This window comes from Sphingomonas sp. (assembly GCF_030145815.1).
Classification (GTDB): Bacteria; Pseudomonadota; Alphaproteobacteria; order Sphingomonadales; family Sphingomonadaceae; genus Sphingomonas.
In genome coordinates, this window is sequence record NZ_JAIXHL010000005.1 from 112,831 (window position 1) to 129,171 (window position 16,341).

Sequence of the window (16,341 nt, forward strand, 5' to 3'; positions counted from 1 at the left end):
GGACACACAGAGTCCATGGCGGGGCCCATGAACGAACTGACGATCCGGTCGCGCCACGGATGGTGGCGCGATCTGATCCCAATCTACAGCCTGTATCAGCTGGTCCCCAATCTTGCCGTGATCATCGGGATATTGTGGCTGTACGACTGGCAGGCGCTGGTGACGAAAGACAGCGCGCTGCCGCTGATGATCGGGTGGCTGGCGCAATTCATGACCCGGCCCAGCACAATGACCATTTCGCCGGCCGAAGCCGCATGGGTCGAGGCGGCGCTTCACGATCAGGCGTTCTACGATCGATCGGACACGGACGGGCGCTGGTGGCGCACCGAACAGGGTTGGTGGCAGCGCTGGCCGCACCAGTATGTCGAACTGATCCCCGGTGAGCGAGTGACGCTGATCGCCCCGCGCGACGTGCTGGAAGCGATCCGCACCGCGCTCGAGCAGATGGGGGAACAGGGCGATAGCTGGTTCGATGGCGACCGCCCGTTCGCGCTGCAGCCGCCCGAGACCGCACCGCTACGCCAGACTGATCATGTTCCCGCCATCGTGATCGGCGCGGCGAGTCTGTTCACGGCGGTTTGGCTGATCGCAACGCGCGGATTGGACGGAATTGTCGATTGGGGCCTGTCCGCTCAGGCCCTGGCACAAGGCAGGTTCGAAACGATCTTCCTGCACATGTTCACGCATGGCGGCCTGTGGCATCTGGTAATGAACCTGTCGGTATTGGCGGCGATCGGCGGCGTGCTGACGGCACGGCTTGGGCCGCCGCCTTTGGCCTGGCTGCGCTTTTTGCTGCTGTTTATGTTCAGCGCGCTGGCCGGGGCAGCGCTGTTTCTAGCGCTTCATCCGACGGGAAGCATGCCGATGGTGGGTGCGTCGGGCGGGATCTACGGCCTGGTTGCACTGTTGCTGCGCAGCCGCGCCGACGGCGGACCGGTGCTGGCAATCCGATCGCGGACGATCCGGCGCAGCAGCTGGGCGTTGGTGAAGGAAAATGCGTTCCTGTTCCTGCTGCTGGCGGTGATGTCCTGGGTCGGCGATGTCGCGATCGGTCTTGCGTGGGAGGCGCATTTGGGTGGCTTCCTGTTCGGCCTGCTCGCCGGGCCGTGGTTCCTGCCACGCGCCGCCAACGCCACGGACGATGGGACGAGGGAGCCAATGCCACAGTCGCTCCCTGCTTCGGGATAAGCACAGCCCTTTCCAACCCATGCGCGCCTGATTACGCTCCCGCAAAACGACCTCGGGGGAACCACCATGCGCCTGCTCACCGCCCTGCTTGCTTCGTCGCTGATCGCCGCGCCCGTGCTGGCCGAGCCGGATTTCGCGCCGGCGGTGGAGGCGGATTATGCGGCGCATCTGGAGGCGCTGTTCGTCGATTTCCACAAGAACCCGGAGCTGTCCTACAAGGAGAGCCGCACCGCTGCGATCATGGCGAAGGAGCTGTGTGCGGTCGGCGGGATCGAGGTGATCGAGGGGGTTGGCGGGACCGGCGTGGTGGGCGTGATGAAGAATGGCGATGGGCCCACCATCCTGCTGCGCGCCGATATGGACGGGTTGCCGCTGAAGGAGGATAGCGGCCTGCCCTATGCGTCGAGTGTGACGCAGGAGGATATCGACGGCGTGGTGAAGCCGGTGATGCACGCGTGCGGGCATGACGTGCACATCACGTCGATGATCGGCACCGCGCGGCAGTTGGCTAAGCTGAAGAGCCGGTGGAAGGGCACGGTGGTGTTCGTCGTGCAGCCGGCCGAGGAGCGGATCGGCGGGGCGCGCAAGATGATGGAGGACGGGCTCTATACCCGCTTCCCCAAGCCCGATTATGCGGTGGCGTTCCATGTCACATCGGGCTTTCCGACCGGCAAGATCGGGCTGGAGCCGGGGATCAGCTCGTCGTCATCGGACAGCGTCGACATCACGATCTTTGGCATCGGCACGCATGGCGCGGCACCGCATATGGGCAAGGACCCGATCGTGATGGGGTCGCAGATCGTGATGGCGCTGCAGACTTTGGTCAGCCGCGAGATCGCGCCGCTCAAGCCCGGGGTGGTCACGGTTGGGTCGTTCCATTCGGGGTTCAAGCACAACATCATCAGCGACAAGGCCGAGCTGCAGCTGACGGTGCGATCGGATGACGAGGAGACGCGCAAGAAGCTGCTCGACGGGATCAAGCGGATCGCGGCCAATGTCGGGCGGATGAACGGGCTACCCGAGGACAAATTGCCGCAGGTTCGGGTCGGGTTTGAATCGACCCCGGTGACGCTCAACGATCCGGCGCTGACGACGCGGGTGCGCGGGGCATTCACCAAGGCGTTCGGTGCGGACATCCTCAAGACCGAACCGCGCGAGAGCATGGGGGCGGAGGATTTCGCCTATTTCATCGAGCAAAAGCTGGGCGTGCCGGGGGCCTATTTCGTTGTTGGCGGAACGCCGCAGGCCGAGCTGGATGCGGCCAAGCGCGGCGAGAAGACGCTGCCCGCGCACCATTCGCCGTTCTTCAAGGTCGATGCCAAGCCATCGGTGACGCTGGGGACGACGGCGATGACGGTGGCGGTGCTGGATCTGCTCAAGAAATAGCGTCGGCGTTGACCAGCCACAACGCGACGGTGAGCGCGAGTGCGCCAAGCGTATAGACCCAGGCGATCAGCCGGAGGTTGAGCGACCGCAACGTGCGGATGTTATGCGCGGACAGTCGGCTCTGAATCGCGCAGGCGCGCCGTTCGGCCATCCAGATGATCGCAACACCGAGCGCGATAAACACGGTCGCGATCGCCTTTGGCAGCCAGGCCGGTTCGAGCGCGCCGAACAGGACGTGAAAGCCGAGGCCAATGCCGATCGTCGCCAGCGCGGTGCGCGCCCAACCGCTGAACGTGCGTTCGTTGGCGAGCAGGGTGCGGTCTTCGGCGAGGTCGGTGCGGTCTTCCGCGAGTTCGGAGCGGGACGGGCTAGCGTCGGTCATGTCGAGGGAACGCGTGAGGTGGCGATTGGCTTCGGGTGGAGGTAGCCAATCTCGTCACCCCGGACTTGTTTCGGGGTCCACTCCGACGCAGCCGCGACGTGCGAGCCTCGTGCGCCGCGCTTGCCGCACCGTGGACCCCGGCACGGGGGCCGGGGTGACGATGAACAAGAAAAGGGGCGCCAGTCTTGCGACCGGCGCCCCTGTTCTTGTGCCTTGAACTCGCCGCTCAGTTGAGCCGCGAAAGGCCCGCGATCGTCTGGTCGACCAGTGCCTTGTCGGCGCCGGCGTCGTGCTTTTGCGCGATGATCGCACCGGCGGCCTTGGTCGCAGCTTCGGCGGCCGTGGCGCGGACCTGGTCGAGTGCCACGCGCTCGGCGGCGGCGATCTTGTCCTCGGCCATCTTGGTGCGGCGGCGGATCAGGTCTTCCGCATCGGCCTTGGCCTTGACCAGAAGCGCCTGTGCCTCCTCATCGGCATGGGCGACCATGGCGGCGGCCTCCTGCTCGACATTGGTGAGCTTGCGCGCATATTCGTCGCGCAGCGCTTCGGCCTCGGCGCGAAGCTGGTTGGCTTCGTCGAGACGCGTGCGGATCGCCGCAATCTGCTTGTCGAGCATGCCGCCGATTGCCGACGGCACCTTCTTCCACACCACCACGAGGATCAGCGCGAGCATCGCCAGACCGACCCACATGGTCGCGTCGATGCCGAACACCGCCGGAGCCGCGTGATGCACGGTTCCGTCAGCCTCGGTGCCGCCCGCATGCGGAAGGCCCATGCCTTCGCCCTTGGACGCGTCGCTCAGATTCTGCGCGACCGGATCGGTTGCCGTGCTCGCGGTCACTTGTGCTGCCTCAGCCATGGAGTGCTGCCTTCACTGCCTGTGCCGCTTCGGCCGGGGTGACGGTCACGCCCGACAGGCGCGCAACGATGTCACGCGCGGCATCGGTCGCGACCGATTCGATTTCACCCGCTGCGGCGGCGCTTGCCTCCGCGATGCGGGCTTCGGCTGCGGCGACGCGGCCCTCGATCTCGGCATTGGCGGCCGCGAGTGCGGCGTCGCTTTCCGCCTGACCGGCGGCGCGGGCCTCGGCCAGACGCTTGCGGGCAGCTTCACGCGCCGCATTTTCCTGAGCGCGCCAGGTCTCTTCGGCCTGATCGGCCGCCGCGCGTGCCGCTTCCGCAGCGGCAAGGTCGTCCGCAACCGACTTGTCGCGCGCATCCATCGTGCCGGAAACCTTAGGCAGAATGCCCAGGCCGACGATCACGAAGGTGAGCCCGAAGGTCAGCAGCAGCCAGAAGATCTGCGACGCATAGGTCGCTGCGACTTGTTCGATCTGGGGCATTGGTCCGTCCTCTCGCGGTCCGTCCTCAAGTCCGCCCCGCGCACCAACGCGCAGGGCGGGAGAGACTTCAGGCGACGAAGATCAGCAGGACTGCCACGACGAACGCGAGCAGGCCGAGAAGCTCGGCAGCCGCGAAGCCGATGAACATGTTGCCCTGCTGGCTGGCAGCCGCACCCGGGTTGCGCAGTGCGCCCTGGAGGAACGCCGCGAAGACGTTACCCACGCCCAGCGCCGCGAGGCCAGCACCGATCGCCGCGAGACCGGCGCCGAGCAGCTTGAATGCTTCTGCTTCCATTGAAATCACTCCTTAGAAAATCAGGTCTTGGTGGGAAAAAACTCAGTGATGATCGTGCAGATGCACCGCGTCGTTGATGTACAGCGACGTGAGCAGCGCGAACACATAGGCCTGGACGCCGGCGACCAGAATCTCGAGCGCGGAGACGCCGAGCATCAGCGCGAAGCTGGGCACGCCGACCAGCAAGCCCCAGCCCGCGCCGGCATTGGCCGAATTGATGATGAAGCCGGCCAGCACCTTGAGCAGGATATGGCCCGCGGTCATCGCGACGAACAGTCGCAGCGCCAGGCTGAACGGGCGGACCATGAACGAGACGAACTCGATCGGCGCCACGAGGATCAGCACGGGGATCGGCGTCCCCTTGGGCACGAACAGCGAGAAGAAGCGCAGGCCGTGCTTCGCGAAACCGACGACGAGGACGATCGAGAAGGACAGAATCGCCAGCACGCCGGTCACGGTGAAGTGGCTGGTCGCGGTGAACGGATGCACGCCCGGGATCGCGCCGAACGGCAGCAGGCCGATGACGTTGGCGAACAGGATGAACATGAACAGCGAGAAGACATAGGGGAGGAACTTGCGCCCCTCATGCCCGATATTCGCTTTCAGCAGATTGTCGATGAAGCCGGTGAAGCCTTCGACCGCCATCTGCCAGCGACCGGGAATCACTTCGCGCTTCATGCCGCCCAGCATGAAAATCCACAGCGCGACGGCGGCGATCGCCATCCACAGCGCGCTGTTGGTGAAGGCGATCGTCTGATTGCCGATGGTGAACATGTCGGCAATCGACGTCACCTCGAACTGGTGCATCGGATCGATCTTGCCCGCTTCGTCAGCCACGCCCGTTTCCCATGTAACGCAAGCGCCCGAACGTCACTTCGAGCGCTGGTTCGAAATCCTGATGATGTTCCTGAACGCACTGACAATGCCAAGGGCAAGCAGCGTGAGCAGGAGCCATGGCGAGGTTCCCAGGAACCGATCGAGCACCCACCCGATCAGCGCCCCCCCGACCATTCCTCCGATCAGCTCGGCGAGGACGCGGTTGCCCATGCGATAATCACGATCGCCGGCCTGCTGCCCCTCGCCCCGCCGATCCGCCTCTTCGGATTTTGCCCGCGCCAGCCGCTCATTGAGCGACGTGATGCGGCCATCCTCCTTGAGGGGGTCCAGTCCGGGCTCGTTCTCGGTCATTTCGTCTCTCCCACCTGTCAGATACCAGGGCGAAACGCATGGGCCGAGCGGCGAGCCCGCCAAGGCACGCGCGCTTTAGAAAGGGGGGCATCCCGAGTCAACCGCGGTGCAACATTGTTGCAACCCATTCCTACCCCAGCTCGCTGGGGGAGGTGGCAGCGCGTAGCGCTGACGGAGGGGCCGCCCCGCAGAGGGCGGAATTTTGCCGAGCTGTGTTCGGCCGTCTACGCGGCCGCCCCTCCACCACCCGCTGCGCGGGCGGTCCCCCTCCCCTGCTGCGCAGGGGAGGAATTGATCCTTGCGCCCCTTCCCCACCCTCCCCTCTGCCGCTAGGCTCCTCTTATGGGGGACGGCGGCGAGGCGATTACGGATGGGACCGGGCATCGCGCGCGGCTGCGGGCGCGGTTGCTGGCCGATGCCGACGGGCTGATGGACCATGAACTGGTCGAATATCTGCTGACGCTCGCGATTCCGCGGCGGGATACCAAGCCGCTGGCCAAGGCGTTGCTGCATCAGTTCGGGGGGGTTGCCGGGCTGTTGACCGCCGATTCAGCGGCGATCGAACGCGTGCCGGGAATGGGCGAGACCAGCGCCGCCGCGATCAAGATCGCGCATGCTGCGGCGTTACGGCTGTTGAAGAGCGAGGTGGCGGCGCGACCGATCCTGTCCAACTGGCAGGCGCTGCTCGATTATCTGCGCGCGGACATGGCGCATCATGTGATCGAGCGGGTGCGGGTCCTGCATCTCAACAGTCAAAAACAGGTTGTGCTGAACTGACGATGGCTGCTCTGGCTGGAAATCGACTCGAAACGGCCATTCGAGGATCGCCTTCTACGCAGGCGAACTCGCTAGAGCCGATTAACGATAGTTTGTGGCGCTTCCCCACGCGCGCGACGTTCATACTCTAACGCCATTTCGCCGTGCACCTTTTTGATAGCTGGATCGGTCGCCTGCGATTCCTTCTCCCTGCAAATTGAAGCGCGCCGCGCGAAGTACTCACGATCTTCGCTATCAAACATCACGTATCTCCTTTCGTGGAGAGAGGGGGGTATTTGAAAAATGAGCGAAAGGTCAACCGGCCCCGAAACAATCAGCCGCTAGATGCTGGTGCATGGTGAGCCGGTTTGAAATTTGTCGCAGCAAAGTGGTGCTTGCGCCCGCGATCTTGCCCCGACGTTCAGCCATTCAGCCGAGCACTGGCTCCACCCAAAAGCTGCCGTTTCTGTCACCCGAACTCGAATCAGCATGTTGCGCCAAACCCTCCAAGTTCAGGTAAATCCGCTTAAGCTATTGAGAATACTGTAAATCCCTGAAATCCATCAGGTGTAGAGCCGTGTCAACAGCCGCAACATGTTGATCCGCGACGAACTGATGCAGGAAGGATCGGTGGACGAGGCGCCGGTCTATGTCCGCGAAGTGATCCGCCGCGCGATCGACCTGGGGTCGACCGCAATCATCCTGGTCCACAATCACCCGAGCGGAGATCCCAGTCCGAGCCGGGCGGATATCGAACTGACCCGCAATATCGTCGAAGCGGGCAAAAGACTTGGGATTGCGGTGCATGACCATATCGTCATCGGCACCGGCGGGCATGTCAGCCTGCGCGCGCAAGGGTTGATGTAAGCGTGCACGAAAACGGCCGCCGGAGCGAGCTCCGGCGGCCGGTGGACGGGCGCGATGCGGTACGCCCGTCCGGGGAGACTTTGTTACGACGCCCCTGCGGGGGTGAGGAAGGTCTTGAGCTCGGCAACCGTCACGCCGCCCGATTTATCGGCGTCGGCCGTGGCGTGGGCGTTGGTCAGCCACTGCTTTTCCGCAGCGGCTTCCCCGGTGAAGCCGGGCTCGCTCGCCGAGCGCAGCGCGACCATCCAGGCACTGAATTCCTCTGGCTTGAGGCTGCCATCTGCATCCTTGTCATAGGTCGGAAAGCCCTGATCGACGATCTGCGCGATCTGAGTCGCGGTTGCGGGCTGCGGCGCGGACTGGCTTGCCTGTGCCTGGGCCTGCGGTTCCGGGGTGGGCGTCGGCGTCGGCGTCGGGGTCGGAGCCGGAGTCGGCGCCGCTTCCGGCGTCACCTCGGCCTCAGGCTGAGTCGCCGGCGCCGGAGTCTCCTGCGGGACCGGTTCGGTGGTTTCGGGCGGAGCCGGCTGCTCCTGCGGCGGCGTCTGCTGCTGCGGCATGTCCTGAGCGAAAGCAGGCGCAGAGATGGCAACCGCGCTGGCAAGAAGGATAGATTTCAACATGTCATTCTCCAGTCACTTCATCGAATAAAACAGATGACGCCGCGTGATTATTTGCGGCTCATGTGACGGAAGAACGCGTTGCATATTTGTCACGTTCCACAAGATTATTTCAAAATGCACGACTAGCCTGCGATGCGTCTCGACTCATCCCGAACATGTGCGAATATTGCGATGAACCGAGTGGAACACTTGCGTTTCGCCATGTTTGCCGCGCCGCCGGGGCTTTGCTAGGGGCGCCGCGTCTCACGAAAGGCTTTCCCATGGTCCCCCGCTATTCCCGCCCCGCCATGACCGCGATCTGGTCGCCCGAAACGCGCTTCGGCATCTGGTTCGAGATCGAGGCGCACGCGACCGAGAAGCTCGGCGAGCTGGGCGTGGTGCCCGAATCGGCGGCCAAGGCGCTGTGGGACTGGTGGGCGACCAACCCGACCATCGACGTCGCTGCGATCGACGCGATCGAGGCGGTGACCAAGCATGACGTGATCGCGTTCCTGACCTGGGTCGCGGAGAATGTCGGCGACGAAGCGCGCTTCATGCATCAGGGGATGACGTCGAGCGACGTGCTCGACACCTGCCTTGCGGTGCAGCTGACGCGCGCGGCGGACATCCTGCTCGACGACCTCGACCAGCTGCTCGCCGTGCTCAAGCGTCGCGCCTATGAGCACAAGCTGACCCCGACGATCGGGCGCAGCCATGGTATTCATGCCGAGCCGGTGACATTCGGCCTCAAGCTCGCCGAAGCCTATGCCGAGTTCAAGCGCTGCAAGACCCGCCTGATCGCGGCGCGCGCCGACATTGCGACCTGCGCGATTTCGGGTGCGGTGGGGACCTTTGCCAATATCGACCCACGCGTGGAGCAGCATGTCGCCGACAAGCTTGGCCTGGCGGTCGAGCCGGTGTCGACGCAGGTGATCCCGCGCGACCGCCATGCGATGTTCTTCGCGACGTTGGGCGTGATCGCCAGCTCGATCGAGCGGCTCGCGGTCGAAGTGCGGCATCTTCAGCGCACCGAGGTGCTGGAGGCGGAAGAGTATTTCTCGCCGGGACAGAAGGGCAGCTCGGCGATGCCGCACAAGCGCAACCCGGTGCTCACCGAGAACCTCACCGGCCTTGCCCGCATGGTGCGCGCCGCCGTCATCCCCGCGATGGAGAATGTGGCGCTATGGCATGAGCGCGACATCAGCCACTCGTCGGTCGAACGCTATATCGGGCCGGACGCGACGATCACGCTCGACTTCGCGCTGGCGCGGTTGACTGGGGTGATCGACAAGCTGCTGGTGTACCCGGCGCGGATGCAGAAGAATCTGGATCGCATGGGCGGGCTGGTTCACTCGCAGCGCGTGCTGCTGGCGCTGACCCAGGCGGGGGTGAGCCGCGAGGACAGCTATCGGCTGGTCCAGCGCAACGCGATGAAGGTGTGGGAGAGCGACGGGGAGCTGTCGCTGCTCGAGCTGCTCAAGGCCGATGAAGAGGTCACCGCCGCGCTGTCGCCGCAGCAGATCGAGGAGAAGTTCGACCTCGACTATCATTTCAAGTCGGTCGATACCATTTTCGAGCGGGTATTCGCGGATTGACGGCACGCCTCCGGGTGTGTCACTCAACTGACACACCATGGAGGCGCGACGATGGCCAAGGCAGACAAGGCGAAGAAGGCCGGCGGCAAGAAGGACAAGGCGGCAAAGGCACCCAAGCTGCCCAAGACCGTCGCCGGGATCGAACTGCCCAAGGAATTGCGTGAGCAGGGCGCCAAGCTGCTGGAGCTGACCAAGCATCCGCTGGTCGCGGACATCGTTGCTGCGGGACTGGTCGCGCTGGCCGGGAATGTCCGCAAGAAGGCGGCGGATGCTGCGCCCGCCCCTGCCCCGGCCCCTGCGGCGGCTGCCGACGCGCCCAAGGCATCCGGCATGGACGATCTGGCGAAGACCGCCTCGTCGCTCGCCACGCTGATCGCGGCGCGCGCGGCGGAGAAGATCACCGCCCGGCTGACCGGCGACAAGCCGCCTGAGGCACCCAAGGCGCCGGACGCGCCTGCGGCACCTGCTGCGGAAGCTGCGCCAGCGCCGGCGAAGAAGCCGGCTGCACCGAGAAAGCCTGCCCCCAAGGCTGCGGCGGCGAAGAAGCAGGCGGCGGCGAAGCCTGCGGCGAAGAAACTCGCTGCCAAGCCCGCCGCAAAGGCTCCGGCCAAACCGCGCGCACCCCGTACGGCAAAACCGCGGACTCCTTCGGCCTGAAGGGGGCTATGCTGAACCTGAAGCCGACCAGTTGGACGGTCACCGAAGACGATGTTGCCGCTTTTGAGGCGCGACGCAGCGTTTCCTTGCCGGAAGACTATCGCGCCTTCCTTCTGAAAACCAACGGCGGCTACCTCGACGGTCAACCCGTGTTCGAGATCAGCAGCGAGGAGGGGGGCGCACGGCTTATCCTATTCTACAGGCTGAATGACAGCAGCCGTTCGACAGAGACGCTCGACTATATGTGCAGCCTGCATCCTCGACGCCTGCCGCCGGGGATTATCAAGATTGGCGGAGAGGGAACCGGCGGCAAGATCTGCCTTGGCGTCGCCGAGCCCTATCGGGGTCGCGTGTATTTTTGGGACCCAGGAATGGATTTCGACGATACAGAGGATGGCTCGCTGGAGAATGTGATTGAACTTTCGGCGAGTTTTTCCGCTTTCATCGCGAGCCTGAAATAGCACCGTACAGATCGCGCGATCGGGGGAGTTCCTCCTTCGGCTCGTTCGGTGAGGTGGCAGCGGTGGCGGCGCTGGTGATGTTGCGACGGGTGTTGCGGCGGCTGGTCGGGCGTAAGGGGCACGCTGCGTCGAACTGAGGTTCAATCCTCCCCCGCCAGGGGGAGGTGGCGCCGAAGGCGACGGAGGGGGAGGATGGCGGCGTCCTCTCGGCTCAGGCCGATACCCTTCCGCCCCCTCCGTCAGCTACGCTGACACCTCCCCCTTGCGGGGGAGGATTGTCGATCACGCAAACACCTCGGACAGAAACCCCGTCATCGCGGCCCAGCTGCGGCGGTCGGCGTTGGCGTCGTAGCCGAAGCCGGGGCGGGTCGACGTCTTGAGGCTGGTATCGGTGAAGGCGTGCCCTGCCCCGCCAAACCCGAGCAACTGCCAATCCGCCTCGGCTGCGGTCAGCTCGGCGGCAAGACCCGTCACTGCCTCGGGCGGGGCGAGCGGGTCGTCCCAGCCGTGGCAGATCAGCAGCTTTGGCGCGATCGGGGTCGGGTAATCATAGCCCGGCGGGTCGAAGATGCCGTGGAAGGCGACTACGCCGCGCACATCGCCACCCGCGCGGGCGAGATCGATCACCGCCTTGCCGCCGAAGCAAAAGCCGATCGCGGCAGTCCGTGCGGTGTCCACCTGTGGCAATGCGTGGAGCGCGGCGAGGCTGGCGAACAGGCGGTCGCGGAGCAGCGGGCGATCGGCGTTGAGCGGGTTCATATACACCGCCGGATCGGGCGATTCGCGGGTAGTGCGCTTGCCCTGCCCATAGAGGTCGCCGACCAACGCGACGTAACCGAGCGCCGCGATCCGCTCGGCGGTGACGCGATCCTGTTCCTTTTCACCCAGCACATTGGGGACGATCAGCACGCCGGGACGCAGATCGGTCCAGTCGGTGTCAAACGCTGCTACCCCTTCGAACGGGCCGCCGGGACCGCCATAGAGGATGGTCTGTCGCTGGATCATGTCGCGCCGCCGTTCGCCCGGATGAAAGGTCGCTTTGTACCTAGGAAGAAGAACAGGGCTTCGACAAGCTCAGCCTGAGCGTTAAGGGGCGTGCGAAACTTCACGGAGGTCCCATGCCCACGCTCGTCCTGATCCGCCACGGCCAATCGTCCTGGAATCTGGAAAACCGCTTCACCGGATGGTGGGACGTCGACCTGACCGAACAGGGCGTGCGCGAGGCTTGGGCGGCGGGCGAGCTGATGCGCGACAAGGGTCTGGACTTCGACATGACCTACACCAGCTTTCAGAGCCGGGCGATCAAGACGCTGAACCTGGCGCTGGAGGCGATGGGGCGGCTGTGGCTGCCGACCGAGAAGAGCTGGAAGCTGAATGAGCGGCATTATGGCGGGCTGACCGGGCTCGACAAGGCGGAGACCGCGGCGAAGCACGGCGACGATCAGGTCAAGATCTGGCGCCGCAGCTTCGACATCCCGCCCCCGCTGCCCGAGGAAGGGTCGCCGTGGGACCTGGCCAAGGATGCGCGCTACAAGGGCATCCCGATCCCGCAGACCGAGAGCCTGAAGGACACGATCGCGCGCGTTCTGCCCTATTGGGAGGAGCGGATTGCACCGGACCTGCGCGCGGGCAAGCGGGTGTTGATCGCGGCGCACGGCAATTCGCTGCGCGCGCTGGTCAAGCATCTGTCGGGGATTTCGGACGCGGACATCGCGTCACTGGAGATTCCGACCGGGCAGCCGATCGTATATGAGCTGGCCGACGATCTGACCGCGACGGATCGGTATTATTTGAACGAGCGGTAAGCCCATTCCTCCCCGGAACGGGGCGGTGGCATTGCGAAGCAATGACGGAGGGGGCCCTCCTTTGAGCGAGACGATTGCCTCGGGCCCCCTCCACCACGCCCTTCGGGCGCGGTCCCCCTCCCCGTTCCGGGGAGGATTTTTTAGTTCAGCTTGTGCGCCAGGCTGACCTCGGCGTTCAGCAGCTTCGATACCGGGCAGTTCTTCTTCGCCTCGTCGGCGAGGTCGGCGAACTGGTCCGCGTCGATGCCGGGCACGGTCGCTTCGAGCGTCAGGTCGGAACGGGTGATGGTGAAGCCGCCATCCTTCTGCTCCAGCTTGACCGCCGCCTTGGTCTCCAGCGTCCCTTCGCTGAACCCCGCGCGGGCGAGCGCGAAGCTCAATGCCATGGTGAAGCAGCCAGCATGGGCGGCGGCGATCAGCTCTTCGGGATTGGTGCCGGGCTCTTCCTCGAACCGCGTGTTGAAGCCGTAGAACTGGTCGGTCAGCACGCCGGACTGGGTGGTGATCGCGCCCTTCCCTTCCTTGCCGAAGCCGGAATAGCGGGCGGTCGCGGTGCGGGTGGTCATCTCTCGATCTCCTTGGTTGGTCGCGAAATCCAAACGGAGGTGCAACGATATCGTTGCAGCGTCGTTGCAGCATTCTTCCCACATGGCCGGTCGCGATGTAGAGAAGCCGCCAGGCAATGACCAACCCGACGATCTTCTCCCGCCCGTTCTTTGAACAGAAAAGCCGCGCCTTCTGGATGCTGCAGGGCGCGGGCTGGGGCGGCTATCTGCTGTTGCGTGCGGTTTCGAACTTTTCGAACCGGACGTTCAGCTTCGAGGATCTGATCCGCGTCACGATAGAGGCGATCGTGGGATATTGCCTGACGCTGCTGCTGTCGGCGCTCTATGGCTATTATCGGCGGCTGCCGCGGATCACCGGTATCCTTGCGTCGATCGCGACGCTGGCGGCGGCGACCCTGGTCTATGCCGTGCTCAACGCCTTTACCGTGTCGGTGATGCGCGGCGATCCGGGGATCGAATTGCCGCTGATCCTAGGAAGCCTGTTCCTCAATTTCACCGTGCTCGCGGGGTGGTCGGCGCTGTATTTCGGGATCAACTTCTACCTGATCGTCGAGGATCAGATCGACAAGATGCAGGTGCTGGAGAGCCAGGCGAGCACGGCGCAGCTCGCGATGCTGCGCTATCAGCTCAACCCGCATTTCCTGTTCAATACGCTCAATTCGATCTCGACCCTGGTGCTGCTCAAACAGACCGATCGGGCGAACGCGATGCTGGCGCGGCTCGCCAATTTCCTGCGCTATACGCTCGCCAACGAACCGACCGCGCATGTCACGCTGGCGCAAGAGGTCGAGACGCTGAAACTGTATCTCGAGATCGAAAAGATGCGGTTCGACACCCGGTTGAAGCCGGAATTCGATATCGACCCGCGCACCGCCAAGGCGCGGCTGCCCTCACTGCTGCTGCAGCCCTTGGTCGAGAATGCGATCAAATATGCGGTGACCCCGCAGGAGGAAGGCGCCGAAATCCGCGTATCCGCTCGGCTCAACGGCGAACGGGTGCAGATCACCGTATCCGACAGCGGACCGGGATTGATCGAAGGCAAGAACCGGCCAAGCCTTTCAACCGGGGTTGGGCTCACCAATATCCGGGAACGACTGGCACAGACATTTGGCGCGGAGCATCGCTTTTCGACGCATTCGGACCCCGGCCGCGGGTTTCGCGTTGAGATCGAAATTCCGTTTCAGGTCGAGGATCAGTCCCGCGAGGCGGCCTGATCGGAACCGAAGCGTAACCATATTGTTGAAGGACCAAAGGCAGGGGTTGTGGGGCGTCGGGCCGGGGGCATCGGAACGACGCGTTTTTGAGTAGAGAGAGATATGACAATCCGCACCATCCTGGTCGATGACGAACCACTGGCCATTCAGGGCCTTGAGCTGCGGCTGCAGGCGCATGAGGATGTCGAGATCATCGACAAATGCCAGAATGGCCGCGAAGCGATCCGGTCGATCAAGACGCACAAGCCCGATCTGGTCTTTCTCGACATTCAGATGCCGGGATTTGACGGTTTTTCGGTCGTTCAGGGGCTGATGGAGGTCGAACCGCCGCTGTTCGTGTTCGTCACCGCCTATAGCGATCATGCGATCCGCGCGTTCGAGGCGAATGCGATGGATTATCTGATGAAGCCGGTCGACGAAGGGCGCCTGGCCGACACGCTGGAGCGCGTGCGCCAGCGGCTGACCGAAAAGCGCGGCGTCGAAGAGGTCGAAAAGCTCAAGGAAGTGCTGGCCGAGGTTGCACCCGAAGCGGCCGAGGAGCTGGCATCGAGCGATGCCGACGTCTCGTCCAGCCGTTACGAGAAGCTGATCAACATCAAGGATCGCGGGCAGATTTTCCGCGTCGATGTCGACACGATCGAAGTGGTCGAGGCCGCTGGCGATTATATGTGCATCAAGACCGCGGACAACACGCTGGTGCTGCGCGAGACGATGAAGGATCTGGAAAAGCGGCTCGACCCGCGGCGGTTCCAGCGCGTCCATCGCTCGACCATTGTCAACCTGGATCAGGTCAAGCAGGTCAAGCCGCACACCAATGGCGAGTGTTTCCTGGTGCTCGATTCGGGGTCGCAAGTGAAGGTCAGCCGCAGCTACCGCGATGTCGTGGCGCGGTTCGTTCACTAACAATATGATCGCAATAATCGGGATTGTTCCACTTTCGTTCCAGGCCTATCAAGGCCGGAACGAGAGGGGATGTCCATGAGCCGATTCGCTGAATTCGCCGCGCTGCATGTGCCGGGCGCGCCGCTGGTGCTGATCAATGTGTGGGATGCCGGGTCCGCCAAGGCCGTTGCGGCGGCAGGGGTGAAGGCGATCGCGACCGGCAGCGCGTCGGTTGCCGCCGCCAACGGGTTCAGCGACGCCGAATCACTCCCGCTCGACCTCGCCATCGCCAATGCGCGGCGGATCGTCGGGGCGGTCGACCTGCCGGTGTCGATCGATTTCGAGGGCGGCTATGCGGTCGCGCCCGATGCGCTCGCGTCGAACGTGACGCTGCTCGCGGCGACCGGGGCGATTGGCTGTAACTTCGAGGATCAGGTAATCGGCGGCTCCGGGATGCATGCCCCTGAGGCACAGGCCGCGCGCATCGCCGCGATTCGCGCCGCGACCGGGCCGGACTTCTTCATCAACGCCCGCACCGATCTCTTCCTGCAGGCGCCGTCGGAAACGCATGATGCGGCCAAGGTCGACGCCGCCATTGCCCGCGCGCATGCCTATGCGGCCGCGGGGGCGAGCGGGTTCTTCGTGCCGGGGCTGGCCGATCTCGACCTGTTGGCGCGGGTGTGCCGCGAATCGCCGTTGCCGGTGAACTTCATGGCGTTTCCGGGCGCGCCGGATGCCGCTGCGGTGGCTGCGGCTGGGGTAGCGCGGATCAGCCACGGGCCGTTCCCGTTCCGCGCGGCGATGCGTGCGGTCGAGGACGCGGCGCGGGCGGTGTTGGGTTAGGGTCAATCCTCCCCTGGAAGGGGAGGATTTGATTACGCCTCGGCCTCGCCTTCGCCCTCACCCACAGCCGGGCTCTCGAACCATGCCTCGACCGGGCCGGACAGCTTGATCGTCAGCGGGTTGCCCTTGCGGTCCATGGTCTTGCCGACCTGGACGCGGATCCAGTTTTCCGAAACGCAATATTCCTCGACATCGCGGCGCTCGACGCCCTTGAAACGGATGCCGATGCCGCGCTGGAGCAGCGCCTGGTCGAAATAGGGGCTCTTCGGGTTGACCGAGAGCCGGTCGGGAGGAGTGTCGCTCATGGCGCGCGC

Annotated in this window: 20 protein-coding genes and 2 pseudogenes; 11 read left to right on the forward strand and 11 right to left on the reverse strand. The window is 64.5% G+C overall.

Annotation, left to right across the window (positions count from 1 at the left end; translation table 11 throughout):
* Positions 1 to 15 precede the first annotated feature (15 nt).
* Entirely contained in the window at positions 16 to 1,188 is a 1,173-nt protein-coding gene (locus KYX69_RS06100; RefSeq protein ID WP_300495023.1) for a rhomboid family intramembrane serine protease, read from the forward strand.
* A gap of 66 nt (positions 1,189 to 1,254) precedes the next feature.
* Positions 1,255 to 2,574, forward strand: a complete 1,320-nt coding sequence (locus KYX69_RS06105; protein ID WP_300495025.1) for an amidohydrolase — start codon at positions 1,255 to 1,257, stop codon at positions 2,572 to 2,574.
* Here the strand turns inward: KYX69_RS06105 and KYX69_RS06110 are convergent.
* From KYX69_RS06110 to KYX69_RS06135, 6 genes are all read right to left on the reverse strand, one after another.
* On the reverse strand, positions 2,564 to 2,956 hold the full coding sequence (locus KYX69_RS06110; protein WP_300495027.1) for a DUF202 domain-containing protein: 393 nt from the start codon (positions 2,954 to 2,956) through the stop codon (positions 2,564 to 2,566). The two genes, KYX69_RS06105 and KYX69_RS06110, sit on opposite strands and share 11 nt — an antisense overlap.
* A gap of 226 nt (positions 2,957 to 3,182) precedes the next feature.
* Positions 3,183 to 3,815, reverse strand: coding sequence for a F0F1 ATP synthase subunit B (locus tag KYX69_RS06115; RefSeq protein WP_300495029.1), 633 nt, complete (start codon positions 3,813 to 3,815; stop codon positions 3,183 to 3,185).
* Positions 3,808 to 4,299: an ATPase gene (locus KYX69_RS06120; protein ID WP_300495031.1), complete on the reverse strand. Its 492-nt coding sequence runs from the start codon at positions 4,297 to 4,299 to the stop codon at positions 3,808 to 3,810. The genes KYX69_RS06115 and KYX69_RS06120 overlap by 8 nt, the downstream gene beginning before the upstream one ends.
* A gap of 67 nt (positions 4,300 to 4,366) precedes the next feature.
* Entirely contained in the window at positions 4,367 to 4,594 is a 228-nt protein-coding gene (locus KYX69_RS06125) for a F0F1 ATP synthase subunit C (RefSeq protein ID WP_066658331.1), read from the reverse strand.
* Positions 4,595 to 4,636: 42 nt separating this feature from the next.
* Entirely contained in the window at positions 4,637 to 5,401 is a 765-nt protein-coding gene (locus KYX69_RS06130; RefSeq protein WP_300495217.1) for a F0F1 ATP synthase subunit A, read from the reverse strand.
* A gap of 63 nt (positions 5,402 to 5,464) precedes the next feature.
* Entirely contained in the window at positions 5,465 to 5,782 is a 318-nt protein-coding gene (locus KYX69_RS06135; RefSeq protein WP_300495037.1) for an AtpZ/AtpI family protein, read from the reverse strand.
* 342 nt (positions 5,783 to 6,124) lie between these two features.
* Here KYX69_RS06135 and KYX69_RS06140 point away from each other — a divergent pair.
* Positions 6,125 to 6,550 (forward strand): annotated as a pseudogene (locus KYX69_RS06140) (hypothetical protein); the annotation flags it as partial.
* Between the two features lie 80 nt (positions 6,551 to 6,630).
* Here KYX69_RS06140 and KYX69_RS06145 read toward each other — a convergent pair.
* Positions 6,631 to 6,801, reverse strand: coding sequence for a hypothetical protein (locus KYX69_RS06145; RefSeq protein WP_300495039.1), 171 nt, complete (start codon positions 6,799 to 6,801; stop codon positions 6,631 to 6,633).
* 316 nt (positions 6,802 to 7,117) lie between these two features.
* On the opposite strand from KYX69_RS06145, the pseudogene KYX69_RS06150 reads away from it, so the two are divergent.
* A pseudogene (locus KYX69_RS06150) lies at positions 7,118 to 7,405 on the forward strand (RadC family protein); the annotation flags it as partial.
* A gap of 83 nt (positions 7,406 to 7,488) precedes the next feature.
* On the opposite strand, the gene KYX69_RS06155 reads toward KYX69_RS06150, so the two are convergent.
* Positions 7,489 to 8,025, reverse strand: a complete 537-nt coding sequence (locus KYX69_RS06155; protein ID WP_300495041.1) for a calcium-binding protein — start codon at positions 8,023 to 8,025, stop codon at positions 7,489 to 7,491.
* A gap of 260 nt (positions 8,026 to 8,285) precedes the next feature.
* Between KYX69_RS06155 and purB the strand changes: the two genes are divergently transcribed.
* The 3 genes from purB to KYX69_RS06170 are packed head-to-tail and all read left to right on the forward strand — an operon-like array spanning position 8,286 to position 10,717.
* Entirely contained in the window at positions 8,286 to 9,599 is a 1,314-nt protein-coding gene (gene purB / locus KYX69_RS06160) for an adenylosuccinate lyase (RefSeq protein WP_300495044.1), read from the forward strand.
* A gap of 51 nt (positions 9,600 to 9,650) precedes the next feature.
* On the forward strand, positions 9,651 to 10,256 hold the full coding sequence (locus KYX69_RS06165) for a hypothetical protein (RefSeq protein ID WP_300495046.1): 606 nt from the start codon (positions 9,651 to 9,653) through the stop codon (positions 10,254 to 10,256).
* 8 nt (positions 10,257 to 10,264) lie between these two features.
* Complete coding sequence (locus tag KYX69_RS06170; RefSeq protein ID WP_300495048.1) at positions 10,265 to 10,717, forward strand: SMI1/KNR4 family protein; 453 nt, start codon at positions 10,265 to 10,267, stop codon at positions 10,715 to 10,717.
* A gap of 282 nt (positions 10,718 to 10,999) precedes the next feature.
* On the opposite strand, the gene KYX69_RS06175 is transcribed toward KYX69_RS06170, so the two are convergent.
* The gene (locus KYX69_RS06175; protein ID WP_300495051.1) at positions 11,000 to 11,722 is read right to left on the reverse strand and encodes a dienelactone hydrolase family protein; all 723 of its coding nucleotides are present in this window, start codon (positions 11,720 to 11,722) and stop codon (positions 11,000 to 11,002) included.
* 113 nt (positions 11,723 to 11,835) lie between these two features.
* Between KYX69_RS06175 and gpmA the strand changes: the two genes are divergently transcribed.
* Complete coding sequence (gene gpmA / locus KYX69_RS06180) at positions 11,836 to 12,522, forward strand: 2,3-diphosphoglycerate-dependent phosphoglycerate mutase (RefSeq protein WP_300495054.1); 687 nt, start codon at positions 11,836 to 11,838, stop codon at positions 12,520 to 12,522.
* Positions 12,523 to 12,662: 140 nt separating this feature from the next.
* Here gpmA and KYX69_RS06185 read toward each other — a convergent pair whose 3' ends face one another.
* Positions 12,663 to 13,088 (reverse strand): OsmC family protein, encoded by a 426-nt coding sequence (locus KYX69_RS06185; RefSeq protein ID WP_300495056.1) that lies wholly within the window; start codon positions 13,086 to 13,088, stop codon positions 12,663 to 12,665.
* A 116-nt stretch (positions 13,089 to 13,204) separates the two neighbouring features.
* On the opposite strand from KYX69_RS06185, the gene KYX69_RS06190 reads away from it, so the two are divergent.
* The 3 genes from KYX69_RS06190 (at position 13,205) to KYX69_RS06200 (ending at position 16,027) form a co-directional block, all read left to right on the forward strand.
* Complete coding sequence (locus KYX69_RS06190; protein WP_300495059.1) at positions 13,205 to 14,302, forward strand: sensor histidine kinase; 1,098 nt, start codon at positions 13,205 to 13,207, stop codon at positions 14,300 to 14,302.
* 102 nt (positions 14,303 to 14,404) lie between these two features.
* Positions 14,405 to 15,205: a LytTR family DNA-binding domain-containing protein gene (locus KYX69_RS06195; protein ID WP_300495061.1), complete on the forward strand. Its 801-nt coding sequence runs from the start codon at positions 14,405 to 14,407 to the stop codon at positions 15,203 to 15,205.
* 75 nt (positions 15,206 to 15,280) lie between these two features.
* Complete coding sequence (locus KYX69_RS06200; protein WP_300495064.1) at positions 15,281 to 16,027, forward strand: isocitrate lyase/phosphoenolpyruvate mutase family protein; 747 nt, start codon at positions 15,281 to 15,283, stop codon at positions 16,025 to 16,027.
* A 32-nt stretch (positions 16,028 to 16,059) separates the two neighbouring features.
* On the opposite strand, the gene KYX69_RS06205 is transcribed toward KYX69_RS06200, so the two are convergent.
* A complete protein-coding gene (locus tag KYX69_RS06205; RefSeq protein ID WP_300495065.1) occupies positions 16,060 to 16,332 on the reverse strand; it encodes a DUF3297 family protein in 273 nt (90 codons plus the stop codon).
* Positions 16,333 to 16,341 lie beyond the last annotated feature (9 nt).

Excerpts from the sequence above, each read along its gene's own strand:
- KYX69_RS06185 (WP_300495056.1), bottom strand. The coding sequence starts at position 13,088 with ATGACCACCCGCACCGCGACCGCCCGCTATTCCGGCTTCGGCAAGGAA.
- KYX69_RS06130 (WP_300495217.1), bottom strand. The coding sequence starts at position 5,401 with ATGCACCAGTTCGAGGTGACGTCGATTGCCGACATGTTCACCATCGGC.
- KYX69_RS06165 (WP_300495046.1), top strand. The coding sequence starts at position 9,651 with ATGGCCAAGGCAGACAAGGCGAAGAAGGCCGGCGGCAAGAAGGACAAG.
- KYX69_RS06115 (WP_300495029.1), bottom strand. The coding sequence starts at position 3,815 with ATGGCTGAGGCAGCACAAGTGACCGCGAGCACGGCAACCGATCCGGTC.
- KYX69_RS06190 (WP_300495059.1), top strand. The coding sequence starts at position 13,205 with ATGACCAACCCGACGATCTTCTCCCGCCCGTTCTTTGAACAGAAAAGC.
- purB (WP_300495044.1), top strand. The coding sequence starts at position 8,286 with ATGGTCCCCCGCTATTCCCGCCCCGCCATGACCGCGATCTGGTCGCCC.
- KYX69_RS06205 (WP_300495065.1), bottom strand. The coding sequence starts at position 16,332 with ATGAGCGACACTCCTCCCGACCGGCTCTCGGTCAACCCGAAGAGCCCC.
- KYX69_RS06120 (WP_300495031.1), bottom strand. The coding sequence starts at position 4,299 with ATGCCCCAGATCGAACAAGTCGCAGCGACCTATGCGTCGCAGATCTTC.
- KYX69_RS06145 (WP_300495039.1), bottom strand. The coding sequence starts at position 6,801 with ATGTTTGATAGCGAAGATCGTGAGTACTTCGCGCGGCGCGCTTCAATT.
- KYX69_RS06100 (WP_300495023.1), top strand. The coding sequence starts at position 16 with ATGGCGGGGCCCATGAACGAACTGACGATCCGGTCGCGCCACGGATGG.
- KYX69_RS06110 (WP_300495027.1), bottom strand. The coding sequence starts at position 2,956 with ATGACCGACGCTAGCCCGTCCCGCTCCGAACTCGCGGAAGACCGCACC.
- gpmA (WP_300495054.1), top strand. The coding sequence starts at position 11,836 with ATGCCCACGCTCGTCCTGATCCGCCACGGCCAATCGTCCTGGAATCTG.
- KYX69_RS06105 (WP_300495025.1), top strand. The coding sequence starts at position 1,255 with ATGCGCCTGCTCACCGCCCTGCTTGCTTCGTCGCTGATCGCCGCGCCC.
- KYX69_RS06200 (WP_300495064.1), top strand. The coding sequence starts at position 15,281 with ATGAGCCGATTCGCTGAATTCGCCGCGCTGCATGTGCCGGGCGCGCCG.
- KYX69_RS06155 (WP_300495041.1), bottom strand. The coding sequence starts at position 8,025 with ATGTTGAAATCTATCCTTCTTGCCAGCGCGGTTGCCATCTCTGCGCCT.
- KYX69_RS06175 (WP_300495051.1), bottom strand. The coding sequence starts at position 11,722 with ATGATCCAGCGACAGACCATCCTCTATGGCGGTCCCGGCGGCCCGTTC.
- KYX69_RS06170 (WP_300495048.1), top strand. The coding sequence starts at position 10,265 with ATGCTGAACCTGAAGCCGACCAGTTGGACGGTCACCGAAGACGATGTT.
- KYX69_RS06135 (WP_300495037.1), bottom strand. The coding sequence starts at position 5,782 with ATGACCGAGAACGAGCCCGGACTGGACCCCCTCAAGGAGGATGGCCGC.
- KYX69_RS06195 (WP_300495061.1), top strand. The coding sequence starts at position 14,405 with ATGACAATCCGCACCATCCTGGTCGATGACGAACCACTGGCCATTCAG.
- KYX69_RS06125 (WP_066658331.1), bottom strand. The coding sequence starts at position 4,594 with ATGGAAGCAGAAGCATTCAAGCTGCTCGGCGCCGGTCTCGCGGCGATC.